The following is a 19,893-nucleotide window of genomic DNA, read 5'->3' on the forward strand; positions in this document are numbered from 1 at the left end:
CCCCTTGAGAGGAAATATATGAAGAAGACACAGCTTGGAGCGCTTCTAATCGCTTCAGCAGTTGCACTTTCACTTGTTTCTGTAGCGCCAACTGCTACAGCAGCAACATGTGCAAAGAAGACAACTGTAACAATGCTCGGAACAATTAAGACTGAAATCCAAGACCAGTTCTTGGCTGCAGCATCTAGCTACAACAAGAGCCAGAGCTGCTACACACTTAAGTCGATCCCTGGTGATCGCAACATCACATTCCTTCAGAACGTAACTCCAAAGTACGCTGCTAAGGATGCTCCAACAATTATGTACGACCTACAATTCATTCCTGAAATGGCTGACAAGGTCATGGACTTGAAGGGTACAAAGCTTGCAAAGCTAACTACCAAGGAACTTCTTTCAGCAGGAAATGTCAACGGTAAGCAAGTTGGTCTTCCATCAACAGCTGAAGCTTTCGGACTTCTTTACAACAAGAAGGTAATCAAGGCTGCAGGTATCGATGTTACAAAGATCAAGACACGTGCAGATCTAGAAGCAGCATTTAAGAAGCTTCAAGCACAGGGCAAGAAGTCAATTCACTTCTCAGCTATCTGGTGGTCACTTGGTGCACACTTCACAAACATGTTCCACACAACTGCAGGTAAAGACCGTGAGGCTCGCCTTAAGGTTCTAGATTCACTTGTAGATGGAAAGTTGGACCTTACAAAGAATGCAGCATTCAAGAACTGGATCGCTACATACGACCTTCTAAAGAAGTACAACGGATCACCAGCAAACCTCACAGACACTGAATACGATGCTTCAATTGCAGCACTTGCAAGCGGAAACTACGGATTCATGTTCCAAGGAAACTGGACAGAGCCAAACTTGATGACAGCAGCAAAGGGAACTGATTTCGGAATCATTAACCTTCCAATGAGCAACGATGCAAAGGGATACGGAAACGATTCAATCCCTGTCGGCGTTCCTGGCTACTTCATGATCGATAACGAGCAGTCAACTAAGGCTGAGCGCGATGGCGCAATTGACTTCCTTACATGGCTCTACACATCACCTCAGGGACAGCGCTTCGTTGCTGATCCAGTAACTGAAGGTGGAATGGGATTCATCCCGGTATACAAGGGCTTCAAGACAGAGCCAGCTACAAGCATGTCTCGCGATATCGCGAAGTATGTAAACGCTGGAAAGACTCTTGACTGGATTAACTCTTACTACCCAGGTGGACTCCAGGAAGAAGTTGGAAAGGTATCTATGCAGCAGTACTTCACCGACAAGATCAGCTCAGCTGACCTTGCTAAGGCGATTCAGGATGCATGGAAAGGCAAAGCAAAGACTTGGCGTGGAGAAGCGGCGTAATTTCGCTTCCACCACTTTTAAGTCAAACAAGAAGTAAATAAAATCATCCTGAGGCGAGGAAACTCGCCTCAGGATGATTTTCTTCAAGTGAAAAAGAATTAGGAGATCCAAGTGAGAAAAGCAAGGTCATTGAAGAAATTCATGAAGTTTGCTGCCCTGCCACTTGCAATCTTTACAGTCGTTCTTGTAGTTCCTTTTGTGAATGGTTTCTATTACACCTTCACCGATTGGGATGGATTTAAAGTCGATAAGTTTGTTGGGTTTAGCAATTATGCAGAGTCATTTGCAGATCCAAAATTTTGGACAACTCTTCGATTTACAGGGCTCTTCGTTGTCGTCTCTCTAGTTTTAGTAAATGTAGTGGCCTTCGGACTTGCACTCATCGTTACTTCGAACTTACGAAGCCGAAACTTTCTTCGCACCCTATTCTTTGTGCCAAACCTCGTGGGCGGTGTAGTCCTCGGTGTTATTTGGCAATTTATTTTTAATAGCGCAATTGTCGCCCTGGCAAATAAATACGATTGGGAGCTCTTTAAACAATCGTGGCTGCAAGATACAAATAAAGCATTTTGGGCGCTGATCATCGTTACCGTTTGGCAATCATCTGGCTACATGATGATTGTTTACATAACGGGGCTAGTTTCAATTGAAAACGATGTTCTTGAAGCATCGCAGATTGACGGAGCCTCCCCTCTAAGAACTCTTTTTGCAATCAAGATTCCTTTGATGGCCCAAGCCTTTACCATCGCGCTCTTTTTGACGCTGCGAGGGGGCTTCATGGCTTATGACGTGAACGTTGCACTAACCGAAGGCGGACCGTTCCGCACAACTGAATTGATTTCTCTGCACATCTTCCAAGATGCTTTCGGCGAAGGAAACTTTGGTACCGGTCAATCAAAGGCTGTCATCATGTTCATCGTTGTTGCACTTGCCGCCCTGGTTCAAGTAACAATCTCTAAGAGATACGAGGTCCAGCGATGAATACCCGCGCACGTTGGGGCAGGCGAGCCACCTTCGCAATTGGGATTACCTTGGGCTTTGCTTATGTCTTCCCATTCTTCTTAGTCTTCGTTAACGCACTCAAGCTCAAATATGACATCTTGGCTAACCCATTAGCCCTGCCAGTAACAATTACTTGGGAGAACTTCCAACAGGCATACACCAAAATGGAGTTCTTCCGATCACTCACTAACTCACTCATCATTACAGTGTTTAGCGTTTCACTTCTTATTATTTCCTCATCGATGTTGGCCTATTACTTAGCTCGCACAAAATCAAAACCATCGAAGTACATTTTCTTGGTACTTGTCGCTTCCATGATCGTGCCATTCCAAGCGCTGATGATTCCATTTATCTCTCGATTCGCTCCATTCGTCTCCATAAATAACCGAGCTGCGCTGATCTTCTTCTATATTGGATTCGGAACTGCACTATCTACATTTTTATATCATGGCTTCATCACAACGATCCCAACCGAGATCGATGAAGCGGCATCCATTGATGGAGCATCAGATATGGTCGCATTCTGGAAAATCATCTTCCCAATGATGCGTCCAATTACCGCAACCGTTGCAATTATCAATGCGCTCTGGATTTGGAACGACTTCCTATTGCCGCGCCTAGTTCTTACCCAAGAAACGCAGACGCTGCCACTTTCTACCTACCTCTTCTACGGCCAGTACTCTATTGAGTATGGACAAGCTATGGCAGGGCTTGCACTTGCAGTTATTCCAATTTTGGCCTTCTACTTAGTTCTACAGAAGCAATTTATCTCCGGTATTGCCGCCGGCGCCGTTAAGTAATTCGTAAATAAAAAGAGAAAGAGAAAAATGTCTTTATCTAAAGATAAAAATTGGTGGCGTCAGGCTGTCGTCTATCAGATCTATCCGCGTTCATTTAAAGATTCAAATGGCGATGGTCTCGGTGATATCAAAGGCATTACCTCAAAGATCGATTACCTATCTTCACTAAGCCTTGATGCCGTTTGGTTATCACCTTTCTATCCATCAGCACTTGTAGATGGCGGTTACGATGTTGACGATTACCGCGATGTTGATCCAAAACTTGGTTCACTTGCAGACTTTGACGAGATGCTCACAAAACTACATGCAGCCGGAATCCGTATCTTTGTAGATATTGTCCCTAACCACTCTTCAAATTTGCATCTTTGGTTTAAAGAAGCGCTAGCCGCAGAGCCTGGTTCTGCAGCGCGAAATCGCTATATTTTCCGCGATGGCAAGGGCGCTAATGGCGAACTTCCACCAACTGATTGGCCTTCACACTTTGCGCCAAGTGCTTGGACCCACGAATCCAAAATGGGCGGCAAGCACAACCAGTGGTACTGCCACTTATTCGCACCAGAACAACCTGATTGGAACTGGGATAACCGCGAGATCGAAGAAGATTTCTTAAAGACCCTTAAGTTCTGGGCAGATCGCGGCGTAGATGGTTTCCGTATCGATGTTGCACACGCAATGAAGAAAGATTTATCAGAACCACTTAAGAGCCAACCACGTTTTGCTAGCCATAAAGAGCTCGATGCGGCTAAAGGCACCAACGTGTTATTTGACCGCAACGAAGTTCATGAAGTTTATAAAGAATGGCGCAAGCTATTTAACCAATATGACCCACCACGCGTTGCCGTTGCAGAAGCAAATGTTTCAGCAGAAGCTCTCGTTAAATACGCCAGCACCGATGAACTCGGCCAGAGCTTTAACTTCGAATTCTTGGATGCCGCATTTAACGCATATGAATTCAAAACAATTATCGATCGCGCACTGGGTTATGCCAAGAAAAATGGTTCATCAACTACCTGGTGTTTAAATAACCACGATCAGATGCGTCCGGCGACAAAGTTTGGTCTGCTGCCAACAGTCGACCGCATTCGTTGGCGCAACTCAAACGGAACATCAAGTCCACTCGATGAAAAACTCGGAACCCAATCTGCAGTTGCTGCATCGATGTTGATCATGGCACTTCCTGGCTGCACATATATCTACCAAGGCGAAGAACTCGGAATCCACGAAGTTATGGATATCCCTGAAGATCAGATCCAAGATCCGCAGTACCTGCGCAACCTAAAAGCAGATAAGGGTCGCGACGGATGCCGTGTCCCACTTCCTTGGACAAAGAGCGGTTCATCATTTGGATTCGGCGATGGTGGAGCGCATCTGCCACAACCAAAGAACTTTGGCGACTACTCAATTGAAGTTGAAAGCGCCGATCCAAGCTCACCACTTTCAATTTTCCGCAAAGCTTTGGCGCTTCGCAAAAACTTGATCACCGCAGAAGAGATCACCTGGCACGAGACCGGTGACAACTCAGTTCTGCACTTCTCCCGCCCAAATGGTCTGCACTGCATCACCAACTTCGGCCGCAACTATTACAACTTCGACGGCATCGGCGAAGTCATCCACGCATCTGGCCCCTTAGCCGAAAAGGGCGTTTATCTCGTCCACGGCATTGAAACCACCGGCAACGATCTGCCACCAGCGACCACGGTCTGGGTCCGCTCCTTCCGCTAGCCCCAATCCAGCCCGCCTGTTTTGCAATGTAATAGATATGTATATGTAGACTCACGCCCATCTTCGCGTCCTTACCCTCGAAAAGGACGCACTGACTCTCCAACGGAGGAGAACCCATGCGAGCATCTGCCGCCCTGTCCAATGTGCAAGTAACCGGCGCAAACCTAAATATCACCTACGTGGTCCTAGCGATTTCACTTCTCGCTCTTGCGATCGCCTGGGTTCTACGCGCCCAAGTTCTCGCTGCCAGCGAAGGCACAGAAAAGATGCGCGAAATCGCAGCTGCTGTGCAAGAAGGCGCTGCTGCATACCTTGCGCGCCAGTTCCGCACACTTTCATATTTCGTAGGAATCGTTTTCTTCCTACTCTTCGCACTTCCTGCTGACACAACTTCAATCCGCGTCGGCCGTTCACTCTTCTTCCTTATGGGCGCAGGTTTCTCTGCACTCGTTGGTTACAACGGAATGTGGCTCGCAGTTCGCGCAAACGTGCGCGTTGCTGAAGCTGCTCGTCAGAAGAACGCAGAAAAGGCAGTGCAGATCGCATTCCGCACCGGCGGCGTTGTCGGTATGACAACAGTTGGTCTCGGACTTATTGGTGCAGCTGGCGCAGTTGTTATCTTCCGCGAAAACGCACCAACCGTTCTTGAAGGATTCGGTTTCGGCGCAGCGATGCTCGCAATGTTTATGCGCGTCGGCGGCGGAATCTTTACCAAGGCAGCAGATGTCGGAGCTGACCTTGTCGGTAAAGTTGAAAAGAATATTCCTGAAGATGACCCACGCAACGCAGCAACAATTGCAGATAACGTCGGCGATAACGTTGGTGACTGCGCTGGTATGGCTGCAGACTTGTTCGAGTCATATGCCGTAACACTTGTTGCCGCACTTATCTTGGGTAAGGCTGCTTTCGGTAACGAAGGTTTGATCTACCCATTGATCGTTCCTGCAATCGGTATCGTCACTGCAGTTATCGGTATCTTCCTCACCAAGATGCGTTCAACAGATAAGTCAGCAATGGCTGCTATCAACCGCTCATTCTTCTTATCAGCAGTTATTTCTGCTGGTTTAACTGGTCTTGCAACATTTACATACCTACCTGCAAAGTTTGATCAACTTACAAACTTCTCTCCAAAGGTTCTTGAAGAAGCAGGAAATATCAACCCACGCGTGCTTGCATTTGGCGCTGTATTAATCGGTATCGCACTAGCTGCAGCAATTCAGGTTCTAACTGGCTTCTTTACCGAAGTTGGAAAGCGCCCAGTAAACGATGTTTCTGCTTCATCTCAAACAGGTGCAGCAACCGTTATTTTGGCTGGTATCTCAGTTGGCTTCGAATCAGCTGTTTACTCAGCGATTTTGATCGCAGCCGCAGTATTCGGCGCATTTTTACTCGGTGGCGGATCAATCGTCTTGTCACTCTTTGCAATCGCAATCGCAGGTACCGGTTTGCTAACAACAGTTGGCGTAATCGTTGCGATGGATACATTTGGTCCGATCTCAGATAACGCACAAGGCATCGCTGAAATGTCAGGCGATGTTAAGGGCGAAGGCGCACAGATCCTTACCTCACTAGACGCAGTTGGTAACACAACTAAGGCGATCACTAAGGGAATTGCAATCGCTACTGCAGTACTTGCCGCAACCGCGTTGTTCGGTGCATTCACCGATGCAATCAAGGAAGCAGTTATCAAGGCTGTTGGCGAAGGCCAAGAAGTTGCACTTCAATACCAAGGCGTTCTCGATGTTGCAGATCCACGTAACCTCGTTGGTCTAATCATCGGCGCCGCAGTTGTATTCCTCTTCTCCGGTCTTGCAATCAACGCAGTTTCTCGCGCAGCAGGTGCCGTGGTTATGGAAGTTCGTAACCAATTCAAACTTCACCCAGGAATTATGAAGGGCACTGAAAAGCCTGAATACGGCCGCGTTGTTGATATCTGTACTCGCGATTCACTACGCGAGCTTGCAACACCAGGACTTCTTGCAGTGATGGCACCAATCGCAGTCGGCTTCGGTCTCGGCGTTGGAGCACTCGGTGCATACCTTGCAGGTGCAATCGGCACCGGAACACTTATGGCTGTCTTCCTTTCAAACTCAGGCGGAGCTTGGGATAACGCGAAGAAGATGGTCGAAGATGGAAATTACGGCGGCAAGGGCTCAGATGCTCATGCTGCAACCATTGTTGGTGACACTGTCGGAGATCCATTTAAGGACACCGCCGGTCCTGCAATCAACCCACTTATCAAGGTTATGAACCTCGTTGGTCTCTTGATTACACCTGCAATCGTTGGCTTCGCACTTCCAACACAGCAGTCAACATCGTTGATCATCGCACTCGTTGCAGTTGTTTTGATTATCGGCGCGTTAATTCGCAGCCGTCGCCAAGCAACTTCAATCGAGTACTAAGAGATTTACTTCCCCACTCTTAGGACGAAATGGCAAAAGACCTAAAGAAACTGGTGATCGTTGAATCACCAGCGAAGGCGCGCAAGATTGGCGACTACCTCGGCGATGGCTACATCGTCGAGGCTAGCGTCGGCCATATCCGCGATCTTCCTCAGCGCGCAGCCGACATTCCTAAAGAGGTAAAGAAGCTCGCTTGGTCTAAAGAAGGCGTCGATATCGAAAATGATTTCGCACCTTTATATGTCATTAACCCAGATAAAAAAGCCAAGGTCGCCGAACTCAAAGAGTTAATGAAAGGCGCCGACGAGTTATTACTGGCAACAGATGAAGACCGCGAAGGCGAAGCGATTGCTTGGCACTTAGTTGAAGTCCTTGAACCAAAGATTCCAATTAAGCGCATGGTCTTCAATGAAATCACCAAAGAAGCAATTCAAGCAGCTGTAGATAACACTCGCGATCTTGATTACAACTTAATTGATGCCCAAGAAACTCGCCGCGTCCTTGACCGCTTATACGGCTACCGACTTTCTCCCGTTCTTTGGAAGAAAGTTATGCCACGTATTTCGGCCGGCCGCGTGCAATCAGTTGCTACAAAGTTAATCGTTGAAAAAGAACGCGAACGCATGGCCTTCATCTCATCTTCTTGGTGGGATCTAAATGCAACTTGCGAACTTGGCTTCACCGCTCGCCTACTTTCTGTTGAAGGCAAGAAAGTAGCGTCAACAAGTGACTTTGGAGCCGACGGCGCAGTTAAAGAAAAGTCCCTTGAAAACATCTTGCTCCTTGATGAAAAGTCAGCGCACGCGCTTGTTGATTCACTTAAATCAACTGCGCTAACTGTTAAATCAATGGAGGAATCTCCACGCACCGAACGCCCTAAGCCACCATTTACCACTTCAACCATGCAGCAAGATGCTGGTTCACGACTTGGTTGGGGCGCACAAATCACGATGCGCGTTGCACAGCGTCTGTACGAAAACGGTTACATCACCTACATGCGTACCGACTCAATCAATCTTTCCGCACAAGCAATCAACGCCGCACGTGCTGCTGCAAAATCTCTTTACGGCGCAGACCATGTTGCCGATGCTCCACGCGTTTACCAAGGTAAATCAAAGAACGCCCAAGAAGCGCACGAAGCGATTCGCCCAGCAGGAGATACATTTAAAACTCCAGGCGAACTTGCCCCAGAACTCTCTCGCGATGAATTCGCACTCTACGACCTCATCTGGAAGCGCACTGTCGCATCCCAAATGGCCGATGCCAAGAAGATGCAGATGCGCGTTGACTTCGATGCCAAAACTTCAGATAACAAAGACACAATCTTCCGCGCCAACGGCAGCGTAATTACATTTCCAGGATTCCTTGCCGCATACGACGATATCGTCGATGAAAACACCAAGGTCGATGAAGAGGCAACCGATAAGCGCCTTCCTGCAATGTCAGTTGGCCAATCAATCAAGGTCAGCGAATACAACTGCGAAGGCCACGACACCAAGCCACCTGCGCGCTACACCGAACCAACTCTCGTTAAGAAACTAGAAGAACTCGGTATCGGCCGCCCATCAACATTTGCTTCCATCATTCAAACAATTCAAGATCGCGGTTACGTTTACAAACGCGGTCGCGCACTTGTTCCAACATTCTTAGCCTTCTCAGTTACTGGCCTTCTCGAAACCCACTTCACCAAGCTCGTGGATTACGACTTCACAGCGTCAATGGAAGAAGATCTAGACAAGATCGCAGCGGGTGAAGCCGGCCGCGTTGATTGGCTCCGCGATTTCTATTACGGCGTAGACGGACAACCAGGACTTGATGAACTGTCACTCGATCTCGGTGGCATCGATGCCCGCGCAACAAACACCATGAATTTATCTGACACCATCGAAATCCGCGTTGGTCGCTACGGCGCTTACCTGCAAGAAAATATTCCAGATCAAGATCGCAAACTTGCAAACATTCCTGAAGAACTTGCGCCAGATGAGTTAACTCTTGAAAAAGCTATCGAGCTTCTCGCTGCACCATCAGGTGAACGCGAACTCGGTACCGATCCAAACACCGGACTTGAAGTAATTGCAAAGTCAGGACGCTTTGGTCCTTACATCACTGAAGTTTTCCCAGAAGAACCCGTCGAACTAGATGACAAGGGCGAACCAAAGAAGAAGCGCAAGAAGAAAGATGCACCAAAGCCAAAGACCGCTTCCCTTCTTTCTACAATGACTCTCGACACCATCACCATTGATGATGCGCTAAAACTTCTCTCACTTCCTCGCATCCTTGGTACAAACTCCGCCGGCGAAGATATAACTATTCAAAACGGTCGATATGGCCCATACCTAAAGGCTGGCGCTGATTCACGCACACTTACCAGCGAAGACCAACTCTTCTCGCTTTCACTCGATGAAGCACTTGAGATTTACTCAAAGCCAAAAGAGCGGCGTCGCGGCGTTGCCAAGCCACCACTTAAAGAACTCGGTAAAGATCCAGCAACTGAGAAAGAAGTTATCGTTAAAGATGGTCGCTTCGGTATGTATGTAACCGATGGCGAAACCAATGCGACGCTGCGTCGCGGTGACACTCTTGAAGCGCTAACTATTGAGCGCGCACTCGAACTTCTTGCCGGACGCCGCGCATGGGAAGCCGAAAACGGTCCATCGCCAAAGAAATCACGCAAGAAAGCAGCGAAAGTTAAGCCTGGTGATGCTGCGCCAACTCTTACCAAGAACACCGTAAAGAAGGCTGCAACTAAGAAAAAAGCATCGAAAAAAGCTACTGGCAAAGCCAAAAAGGATTAAAGATGAGAAGAGCGTTTCTTACAGCTTTACTATTAACGCTTTCACTATTTGCGCCGCTAGGAACTGTAAATGCGGCAGATGTGCGGTCGTCCTGGGACTTCAATAAGTTATCGGATGTTACAGATCCAAATAAAATGCGTGCAATCTTTGGGTTCTTCCCTAATCGTTCAGTAAACGATGATTACAGCTTTACGGTAACTCTTCAGGATGCTAAGCCCTATCAATACTTCAGCGTCCTGCTTTCGCCTTGCACATCATTTAAAAAAATTGATATGAATTTTGATGCTTGCATTGAGAATGTTGCTTATCGCAAAAAGGGTGATACGAAGTGGAGTGATTCCGCTCTTTCCAAGATTTCCTTGGGTGAACCAACAACAACCATTAAAAAAGGTGGAGATTTAGTTGTTGGCAAACCTGTCACGAGCGATTCCAAAACATTGAGACCTCCGGGAGATAGAGCAACAATTTGGGAGATGCCAGGTGCAAAACATGCCAAAGGCTCGAGTTACCTAGTGCGTGCAACCATTAGGCACCCAGGCGCAGATAACATCTCCTCCATAGACGGCGGCTTACAGCGTTTATTCAAGATGGAGATATTGCCGATCAGCTTCACCGCATCTGGCGCAACAATCACCCAAGACAAATTCAAAGTTGAAGAATTTCCTGAAGGATATGAATACAAACTCAAACTGCGTATGGGAGTTTTCATTAAATCCCTATCCGGGTGGTTCTTGGGCAGAATCCAAGACCCGTCTATCGATAGAAATGGACCAGCGGGTTATTTAGAAGTTTCTGGTACACCAGCAAAGGTGCCAGTCGGAATTACAAATGTAATTAATAAATCAGAGATTCCTCAAAAATATTTAGGTAAGTGCCCAGAGGTTGGAGGCTGCTATTGGACAGCAAACACCTTTGGCAAAGCTGCGTTCTTTCCAGCCATCGATAGACCAGACCCACAACTATTAGCCGATTTTGAAGAAGTTCCAGGTGGAGTAAAAACTGCTGCAACGTTGACGCATTGGGAACTCGACTCATCTCGCTTAAGCGACGTGACCACCTTGAATTCTTCAGCGAAGCAATGCACAGACAAACTTTATGGGCCGAGCGCCAGAGTGTTTATGGGAGCTGTTAGTTCGAATGCAACGCTCTATCAAGGAACGCCGCCGGAATGGGATGAGCTTTCAAAGTCCTTCTCATTCAAAGTCGCATCACCACATTTAGATGAAAAAGGTTTGCCGAATAAAGGTTTCTACACGCTTTACATTCCGGTAGATCAGGCTAACTGCCGATGGGGACAAGATGCTTCACTTCCACAGGCACAAGTGCAGATCGTTAACAAAGATGGGACTTCATCAATTACGACCGCCGTTGCAACACAAGAAAATGGATTATTGAGATTTAACATCGCAGGTTTTGGATACTCCTCACCAACCATTAGATTGAAAATGGGAGAGCAGTCATTCGCTCCTACTCAATCTGTCGAGAAAGCAACTACTGCACCAGCTAAAAAGGTCATTAATTGCGTAAAGGGAAAATCTGTCAAGCAGGTAGTTTCTCTGAAGCCGAAATGCCCTACGGGATATAAAAAGAAATAAAGGGCTAAACTCCCACTATGGACCGCGAGAAATGGCTAATTACTGGCGGTGCGGGCTATATCGGTACACATATTGCTGACCTATTTATCTCAGATGGCAAAGATGTAGTTCTACTAGATTCGCTCTACCAAGGACTTTCTTCACGCGTTGATTACCTGCGCAAGAAGCACAACACCGATATTCCACTAGAAGTAGTAGATATTCGCGATTACACAGCGATAGAAAACATTCTAGAAAACAACAACTTTGCCGGCATCGTTCACACAGCAGCGCTTAAAGCAGTTGGCGAATCTGTTGAGAAGCCAGATGAGTACAAAGAAGTTAACTTCACTGCAACAACAGAGTTGTTAAATCTTGCGCAAAAGCATGGCGTGAAGAAATTCTTGTTCTCTTCCACCGCAGCTGTCTACGGTAGCCCAGACACCATGGATCCTTGTAAAGAGAACGGTCCGCTTGCACCAATCTCTCCTTATGGCTCAACAAAGCTTGATGCCGAAAGCAAAGTTACTGAATTTATAAATACTCCAGGTAACTCTGGAACATCGCTTCGCTTCTTCAATGTTGTTGGCACCGCAGCACACGAGCTGCTCGATAACTCTATTGAAAACCTTGTACCAATTGTCTTGGGCAAATTAAGCAATAACGAAGCGCCAGTTATCTTCGGCACTGATTACCCGACTGAAGATGGCACATGCGTACGTGACTATGTAGATGTTCGTGATATCGCGGCAGCGCACTTGGTTGCAGCTAACGCAACTAAGCCAATTCCAGCAATTATCAACGTCGGCACAGGCCGCGGCGCATCAGTGCGCGAGATCGTAAAGTTAGTGCTGGAGGCTATAAATAAGAGCGATGCTCAGGTTATTGAGGCGCCACGACGTGCTGGAGATCCAGCATTTCTATGCGCAAACGTTGATTTAGCTGCGATAGAACTTGGATTCAAATCAAAGTACAGCCTGGAAGAAAGTATTCGTAGCCTCTTCTAATTAAACCTTGGCACCAGGCGATAAAACGTTTATCCCCATCTTCTTCGCATTCTTTGCCATCTGTTTATCGTAAGTGATCATTCCGTCAATCGAACCAGATATGAGAATTGCGGATGCAACATGAATAGCATCAAGAGTTCGAAGCGAGACATCCTCATTAAATGCTTCAGCAAAGTTTAAAACCTTTTGTTCTAAAGTCAGGGATTCGATTTGAGCTAAAACATCATCCGCAACAAAGATCATCTTGGGATTAATCCGATTTACTGTTCGCTTCACCTCGACGCGAGTAATTGCGGATGTAACCATGCGGTTCTTCATAGCCTTATCTAATTCGGCTGTTTCCTTCTCAATAAAAATTAACTTGAGAATTGCAGAGCTATCGATATACCAACTCAATATCGTTCCTCAGCGCGCATTTCCATCAATACTTGGGTTGAAGTCTTAGAACCCGTCATTTTTACACGGCCTGGATGTGGTCGCCAATCGGGATTACGCGCAGGTTTAATCAAACCGCTTTCAATGTACTCATCGTAAAGCGACTTGGTAATTGGCAATATGCGCGCAACCGGCACACCATGTTCGGTGATTTCGATAATTGCACCATCTTTAACTTGATCTAAAACTTTTGAAGCATTTTGGCGAAGTTCGCGCACACCAACAGAATCGACAGCCACCACTTTTGTCGCAGGCTTCTTAGCTGGACTTCGCGTTGCGCCAGTCGGCTTTGGTTTACGTGCTGCAGTTGTCATGCTGCAAAGGTAGCACAAACGGTAAAAGTGCTACATCTAATTAATCGCCTAGTTAAAGCCCTTTTCGCCCCTATTTAGCGCCTCGATTGCGCCCGATAGACTTCACACATGCCCGCTAGCCTGCCGACCCCTGCCGCCCCGGCGCAGGATGCAACGCGCAGCGTTCTGGCTATCCCCGCATTCCGCAAGCTATGGAACTCGATGGTCTTCTCATCCCTGGGTGATTGGCTAGGACTGCTTGCAACCACGGCACTTGCTGCACAACTTTCTGGCGGATCTTATGCAACTGCAAACTTTGCAATCGCGGGCGTTTTTATCGCCCGCCTTCTGCCCGCAGTTTTCTTAGGCCCAATCGCCGGAGTTATCGCAGATCGCTTTGATCGCCGCAAATTAATGGTCACCGCCGACATTTTCCGCGCCGGACTTTATATCTCGATTCCAATCGTTAATACATATTTCTGGTTATACGCCGCAATGATCTTGGTCGAATGTTTAACACTCTTCTGGTCACCGGCAAAGGAAGCAACGGTTCCAAATTTAGTTGGTAAAGATAAGTTAGAGAGCGCAAATCAAGCATCACTTTTGGCCGCATACGGCACAGCACCAGTTGCTGCGATCTTGTTCTCGCTCTTAACGCTCTTTGCCTCAGCTATCGAATCGCTATTTCCATTTTCAATTGGTACCTCTGTTGATATTGCACTGTATGCAAATGCTGCAACCTTCGCATTCGCCGCATTTACTATCTGGGGCCTTAAAGAGATTCCAAAGGGCGCCGCTGCCGAAAAAGCTAAAGATGAAAACATTTGGAAATCACTTCACGATGGCTGGAAATCGGTAAGCGAAACCAAGTTAATCCGCGGCCTTGTAGTCGGCATGATCGGTGCCTTTTCTGCAGCCGGTGCTGTTATTGGTCTTGCCCGCACATTCGTGGGCGATCTCGGCGGCGGTGATGCTGCATACGGTGTCTTGTTCGGCGCAGTCTTTACCGGTCTTGCAATCGGTATTGCATTTGGCCCAAAGATTTTTGCGCAATTTTCACGCCGCCGTTTATTTGGAGCATCACTTACAACGGCCGGCATCTTCCTTGTTCTCCTCGCCTTAATACCAAACCTCGTTCTGGCGGTCTTTACGGTGATCTTCCTTGGCGCATTTAGCGGCATCACCTGGGTTACCGGCTTCACGATGCTGGGCATGGAAGTTGCCGATGAAGTACGCGGTCGCACATTCGCATTCGTGCAATCACTTATCCGCATCACCTTGGTTGCAGTTCTTGCCATCGCACCCGCAGTTGCCGCAGCTTTCGGCGTTCATACCTACAAAATTCAGAACGTAACCTTCGACTTCAACGGCGCACAAGTAACAATTCTTATCGCAGGTTTAATTGCAGCGCTCATCGGCGCAATTTCATATCACCAGATGAAAGACCGTCCAAGTGTTTCGCTCTGGTCAGATATTGCAAACGCACTCAAGGGCGAACTCGGCGGCATCACCGGTGCACCAACAACTGGCGTCTTCATCGCATTCGAAGGCGGCGAAGGCACCGGCAAATCAACACAATCAAAACTTCTTAAAGAGTGGTTAGAGGCCCGCGGTGAAAGCGTTGTCTTATCGCGCGAACCCGGCGGCACAGATTTAGGACAAGGCCTGCGCAAGATTTTGCTCGGACATGAAACAGGTGTTATCAGCCCGCGCGCTGAAGCACTTCTTTATGCCGCAGACCGCGCACACCATGTCTTTTCAATTATTCGCCCAGCCCTTGCTGAAGGCAAAGTTGTAATTACCGACCGTTACTTTGATTCATCAATTGCCTATCAAGGCGCCGGCCGCGTACTTGCACCAGGAGAAGTTGCTCGTATTTCTCGTTGGGCAACTGAATCTCTTTTCCCAACGCTAACAATTGTTATCGACTTGCCCGCTGAAATCGGTATCGGTCGCCTGCACAACCCAGATCGTTTAGAAGCAGAACCACTTGCCTTCCACGAGCGCGTGCGCCAAGAGTTCTTGCAACTTGCTCGTCTTGATCCAGAACGTTATCTAGTCGTAGATGGAAAACAAACGATTCAAGAAATTCACAACGCGATCATCGCGCGCGTTGCCGAACTTCCAGCAATTGCAAAAACTGATAAGCCTGCAAAGAAAATCTTCAAACGCTAAATGAAAACATCCGTCTTTGACTCTCTAGTCGGCCAATCCCACATCACCGAAATCTTGCAAGGCGCAGTCGCGGCATCGCGCACCAACGCCGAATCTCAAGAAACTTCTAGACACGGAATGACCCACGCCTGGATCTTCACCGGCCCGCCCGGTTCTGGTCGCTCATCTGCCGCAGTTGCCTTCGCCGCAGCCCTGATCTGCCCAAATGGTGGCTGTGGCACCTGCCAGGAGTGCCGTAGCGCCCTGACCGGGGGTCATCCCGACGTCGAGATCATCCGCACCGAAGGCCTTTCCATCAAGATCGATGAGGTCCGCGAGCTCCTGACTCGCACATCCTGGGCGCCCTCCATGGGCGGCTGGCGCGTAGTCGTTATGGAAGATGCCGACCGCATGACCGAATCCGCCGCCAACGCACTTCTCAAAGCGATCGAAGAACCCGGCGCTCGCACCGTTTGGTTGCTTTGTGCCCCAACGCTTCACGAGATCTTGCCCACCATCCGCTCGCGCTGTCGCCACCTGCAACTGCGCACGCCATCAACCCAAGATGTCACCGCCGTTCTCGAAAACCGCGATGGCATTTCACCTGCCATGGCAGATTTCGCAGCCCGGGTTTCACAGGGCCACATCGGCCGCGCCCGTTACATCGCAACCAATGAACACGTGCGCAGTAACCGCGCCCAAATCATGAAGCTGCCACTTCAACTTTCCTCAATCGCCGCAGCATTTCAAGCAGCACAAACACTTGTGGACCTCGCAACGCAAGAAGCAAACGCGGCAAGTGAAGAGCGCGATGAGAAAGAAACCGCAGCGCTCGCCGAGGCATATGGCAGAGGCGCAACCGGTCGCGGCATGGCAACCGGTGGATCAAAGGCGATCAAAGAACTTGAGAAAGAACAGAAATCTCGCGCCACCCGCATGGTGCGCGATTCATTAGATGGCGCCCTACTTGATATCGCCACTTTCTATCGCGATGTCATGATGGTTCAGGCTGGCGCCACAGATTCCATAATCAACATAGATATGACCGATCAAATAACCGCTTATGCGCATAAAACACCCGCTCACGCGACGGTAAAGAAGGTCAACGCCATAATGGAAGCCAGGACCAACTTGAGCCACAACGCAGCACCACTTTTAACCATCGAAGCCTTGATGTGTCGTTTGGCCTAATGAAAAAACGCACCCCTTTTCTCACCGCTCTAACTCTCGCCTTTGCACTCGTTGCAACAGGATGTGCTTCCAATGTAGCGATTGAAAAACCACTCTCTGATTTAGCTGCCTATGAAAACCAGAAACTCGACTGGGCAACTTGCTACGAAGATTTCGAGTGCACCGACTTGCGCGTACCAATTGATTACGCCGACTTAACCGTTGGAACATTCAAGTTAGCCGTGCTTCGCTACAAAGCCCAAGATCAAAAGAATCGCATTGGCTCACTAATCGTTAACCCCGGCGGCCCCGGCGGCTCTGGCGTTGACTACGCCTATAACGCCGAATACGTCTTTGATCCCGATGTTCTCGATCGTTACGACATCGTGGGCTTCGACCCTCGCGGTGTCGACCGCAGCGCACCAATTGAATGTTTAACCGATGAAGAAACCGATGCCAGTTACGCATCTGATGCCAAGCCCGACACCGAGGCAGAACTCGAAAAGGCGCTCGCGGATTCAGAGGATTTCATCAAGAAATGCGAAGAGAAGAACGAATTCTTAACCCATTACTCAACAGCAGAATCTGCCCGTGACATGGACATCCTGCGCGCAGCACTTGGCGATAAGAAAATTAATTTCTTCGGAAAATCCTACGGAACCTACCTCGGCACACTTTATGCCCAGTTCTTCCCAGACAAAGTCGGCCGCATGATTCTCGATGGCGCACTAGATCCAAACATTTCAATCCTCGAGCAAAACATTTCTCAAGCAGTTGGCTTCGACATTGCACTCGATGCATTCCTTGCAGACTGCGCAAAACAAGATGATTGCCCACTTCCTGCAAACCGCCAAGAAGCAATAGCCGCAATCATCGCACTCTTCACAACGGCGGCCACCAATCCACTTCCACGCAAAACAAAAGTTGAAAATGACGACCGCGTAGCCACCGAATCACTGATTATTCTCGGCACCGCATCAGCTCTTTACGATGACGCTGACGGTTGGCCAAAACTTCGCACCGCATTCCTTGAAGGCCAACGTGGTTTTGGTGACACATTCCTTGATCTTGCCGATCAATACACCGGCCGCTCATCAGATGGCATGTACATGTCCAACGAGCTAGATTCCGGCGCCATCATCGACTGTCTTGATTGGCCCGACACTCGCGGCATCGACAAAACAAAAGAAGATGCAAAACGCTTCACCGACCGCGCACCAGTCTTCGGTCCATACCTTGCTTACACAAATATCGCCTGCAAGTTCTTAACACCAGCCCCTAAAGACAAACTCACGCGCACCACAAACAAAATTACTTCTATTAATACCGCGCCAATAATTGTCATCGGTACAACCCGCGACCCTGCCACCCCTTACGACTGGGCAGTTGGTCTCCACGAAATATTCACTACTTCAAAACTAATCTCCCTCGACGCCGATGGCCACACCGGCCAAGGCCGTGGCAGCGCCTGCGTTGATAACGCCGTGGATTCCTACTTACTCCAAGGCAAAATGCCTAAGAAAAACTTAACCTGCACCCTTTAGGCAGGAACTTGCTTGTAACCCTTAGGGCAAACGGGCTTAACTGCTAAAACCTTCTTCACAGTCTTACCTTTCACACATTTTATTGCGACCATTTTATTGGAAGGAGAAGTCTCCGATTTCCCTTCAATGGGCGGCGGAATGTCTTTACCCATTCGGATTTTTATGGTCGGTGATGAATAACCAAATCCGGCAATATTGAATCGGAAATTTCCATCTTCTGTTGTGGCGGCAACAGTCGTGACAGACGTCTTGCCATCCGAATTAACAATTTGAACTTCAGCTCTCGCCGATGCCGTTGCTTCGCCCCAACGGCATTTAGCCAATTCAGTCGGTATATAAAGTGTATAAAAACCCTTATTTGCCAAACCTCTCTCATCTAAGTGTGGAGAAGCGACCCTAAAAGTAAAGGAGTTATTTGTTTCGTCCCATTCAGGCGGAGAGGTTTGAAACATAGTTGCATTTGAAAATACTGCTCCCTGGAAGACCCGTGCGTTAGCAGAGTATCCATATACATCCATGATGCATTTGGTTGCACTTTTGTCGGCTGCCATTTCATAGAAGAAGGAAGAGTCCAATGACCAAGATGAAAGAGTAGCGACCGTGCGTACTCCTCCAGGCGCCGACTCCCATCTTCCTAAACTTTCGGGGTCCCAACCTTCTTCATTTGTGTAAGTAAATGCCTTGTTATAAAGCCTATTTATGCTTCCACATGGCCCCTTTGTTTTCATTCGAACTTCGGCACACCAAGTTGGATCAAAGTATTTATCCGCATTCGCCACTGGAATATCATTAGTAAGTCCAATAGGTACAAATGCAGGAGATCCAGTTATCTCCAAATAGCCTTCTGGTCCATTCCTATCAATTTTTGGTTCTGAAATGCGGCCGAAAAACCACCCAGTTAGGGATTTAATGTAAACCCCCATTCGCAGTCGAACTTGGTACTCAAATCCTTTTGAAAACTCTTCAACGCGCAACTTGTCTTGCGTTACGACACCACTGTTTACAGGGTAACTACTTGGGATAAGTTCTGATTTAAATGTCATCTGACAACAATTATCAGTGCTACCAATAAATCTAGTTCTCAATAAATAGTCATTTCCAGCTGAATGAGGTGAACCAGTCATTGTCCAGAGCGATGCCTTGTCGCCACTAGGTCTACCACTATTCTCATCAGACGCGATTGGCCCAACTATGACTTTCCCCTTAACTATCGTTGTAGTTGGTTCTCCTAATTGAACCTTGCTCAACGCCGCGATCTGCCAAGAGTTTGAACCTTGTTTCCGATAAGAAACTTTTTCAATGCAAGTCGTGTAATTCAAATCAATTTTTTTAAGACTCCCGCATGGAGCAAGCACTGATTGAAAAGAATTTGCACCGCTATTTCCAGTGATCCAGCTATGGTCATCCTGAATTGAAGTTAGTGCGCTAAATCCAAAAAGAGCTCTAACTTGGTCAGCAGGCAAAGTGCTCAAACGATCCATGTCCCAGACAGTTCTCTTCTGTTCAGCAGACACGGGCGCTGCACAAGCGATCAAAAGCCCAAAGACCATAACAGCCGCCGCCATCTTCTTCATACCCAAAGAATAGGCACCCCAACCGCACGAAACCAGCCTCAACTTGGTAAACACCACCCCATTCCATGGTG

14 protein-coding genes are annotated in these 19,893 nt (G+C 48.0%); 11 read left to right on the forward strand and 3 right to left on the reverse strand.

Translation table 11 applies throughout. The features are described 5' to 3' along the window. Positions 1-18 precede the first annotated feature (18 nt). The 8 genes from A1sIIB106_RS00110 to galE all read left to right on the forward strand — a co-directional run bounded on the left by A1sIIB106_RS00110 (position 19) and on the right by galE (position 12,652). Positions 19-1,350, forward strand: a complete 1,332-nt coding sequence (locus A1sIIB106_RS00110) for an ABC transporter substrate-binding protein (protein ID WP_190277174.1) — start codon at positions 19-21, stop codon at positions 1,348-1,350. A 141-nt stretch (positions 1,351-1,491) separates the two neighbouring features. Further along, a complete protein-coding gene (locus tag A1sIIB106_RS00115; RefSeq protein WP_095676907.1) occupies positions 1,492-2,331 on the forward strand; it encodes a carbohydrate ABC transporter permease in 840 nt (279 codons plus the stop codon). After that, positions 2,328-3,152: a carbohydrate ABC transporter permease gene (locus tag A1sIIB106_RS00120; RefSeq protein WP_095676908.1), complete on the forward strand. Its 825-nt coding sequence runs from the start codon at positions 2,328-2,330 to the stop codon at positions 3,150-3,152. The genes A1sIIB106_RS00115 and A1sIIB106_RS00120 overlap by 4 nt, the downstream gene beginning before the upstream one ends. A gap of 27 nt (positions 3,153-3,179) precedes the next feature. Next, positions 3,180-4,874 (forward strand): glycoside hydrolase family 13 protein, encoded by a 1,695-nt coding sequence (locus tag A1sIIB106_RS00125; protein WP_095676909.1) that lies wholly within the window; start codon positions 3,180-3,182, stop codon positions 4,872-4,874. Between the two features lie 116 nt (positions 4,875-4,990). Next, complete coding sequence (locus A1sIIB106_RS00130) at positions 4,991-7,276, forward strand: sodium-translocating pyrophosphatase (protein WP_190277175.1); 2,286 nt, start codon at positions 4,991-4,993, stop codon at positions 7,274-7,276. Between the two features lie 29 nt (positions 7,277-7,305). Beyond that, entirely contained in the window at positions 7,306-10,071 is a 2,766-nt protein-coding gene (topA, locus tag A1sIIB106_RS00135; protein WP_095676910.1) for a type I DNA topoisomerase, read from the forward strand. A 2-nt stretch (positions 10,072-10,073) separates the two neighbouring features. Beyond that, entirely contained in the window at positions 10,074-11,666 is a 1,593-nt protein-coding gene (locus tag A1sIIB106_RS00140; RefSeq protein ID WP_095676911.1) for a hypothetical protein, read from the forward strand. 17 nt (positions 11,667-11,683) lie between these two features. Continuing rightward, positions 11,684-12,652 carry a UDP-glucose 4-epimerase GalE gene (gene galE / locus A1sIIB106_RS00145; protein ID WP_095676912.1) on the forward strand — a complete coding sequence of 323 codons (969 nt, stop codon included), beginning with the start codon at positions 11,684-11,686 and terminating at the stop codon, positions 12,650-12,652. Here galE and A1sIIB106_RS00150 read toward each other — a convergent pair whose 3' ends face one another. Both A1sIIB106_RS00150 and A1sIIB106_RS00155 read right to left on the reverse strand, forming a co-directional pair. Then, positions 12,653-13,048, reverse strand: coding sequence for a type II toxin-antitoxin system VapC family toxin (locus tag A1sIIB106_RS00150; protein WP_190277176.1), 396 nt, complete (start codon positions 13,046-13,048; stop codon positions 12,653-12,655). Then, positions 13,045-13,401 (reverse strand): type II toxin-antitoxin system Phd/YefM family antitoxin, encoded by a 357-nt coding sequence (locus tag A1sIIB106_RS00155; protein WP_095676914.1) that lies wholly within the window; start codon positions 13,399-13,401, stop codon positions 13,045-13,047. The genes A1sIIB106_RS00150 and A1sIIB106_RS00155 overlap by 4 nt, the downstream gene beginning before the upstream one ends. 108 nt (positions 13,402-13,509) lie before the next feature. On the opposite strand from A1sIIB106_RS00155, the gene tmk reads away from it, so the two are divergent. The 3 genes from tmk to A1sIIB106_RS00170 are packed head-to-tail and all read left to right on the forward strand — an operon-like array spanning position 13,510 to position 18,248. Continuing rightward, entirely contained in the window at positions 13,510-15,555 is a 2,046-nt protein-coding gene (gene tmk / locus A1sIIB106_RS00160) for a dTMP kinase (RefSeq protein ID WP_095676915.1), read from the forward strand. Then, positions 15,556-16,725: a DNA polymerase III subunit delta' gene (locus A1sIIB106_RS00165; RefSeq protein WP_095676916.1), complete on the forward strand. Its 1,170-nt coding sequence runs from the start codon at positions 15,556-15,558 to the stop codon at positions 16,723-16,725. Further along, positions 16,725-18,248 carry an alpha/beta hydrolase gene (locus tag A1sIIB106_RS00170; protein WP_095676917.1) on the forward strand — a complete coding sequence of 508 codons (1,524 nt, stop codon included), beginning with the start codon at positions 16,725-16,727 and terminating at the stop codon, positions 18,246-18,248. The genes A1sIIB106_RS00165 and A1sIIB106_RS00170 overlap by 1 nt, the downstream gene beginning before the upstream one ends. Here A1sIIB106_RS00170 and A1sIIB106_RS00175 read toward each other — a convergent pair. After that, entirely contained in the window at positions 18,245-19,822 is a 1,578-nt protein-coding gene (locus A1sIIB106_RS00175) for a hypothetical protein (protein WP_095676918.1), read from the reverse strand. The two genes, A1sIIB106_RS00170 and A1sIIB106_RS00175, sit on opposite strands and share 4 nt — an antisense overlap. Between the last annotated feature and the right edge of the window lie 71 nt (positions 19,823-19,893).

This window comes from Candidatus Planktophila lacus, from assembly GCF_002288325.1.
GTDB lineage: Bacteria > Actinomycetota > Actinomycetes > Nanopelagicales > Nanopelagicaceae > Planktophila > Planktophila lacus.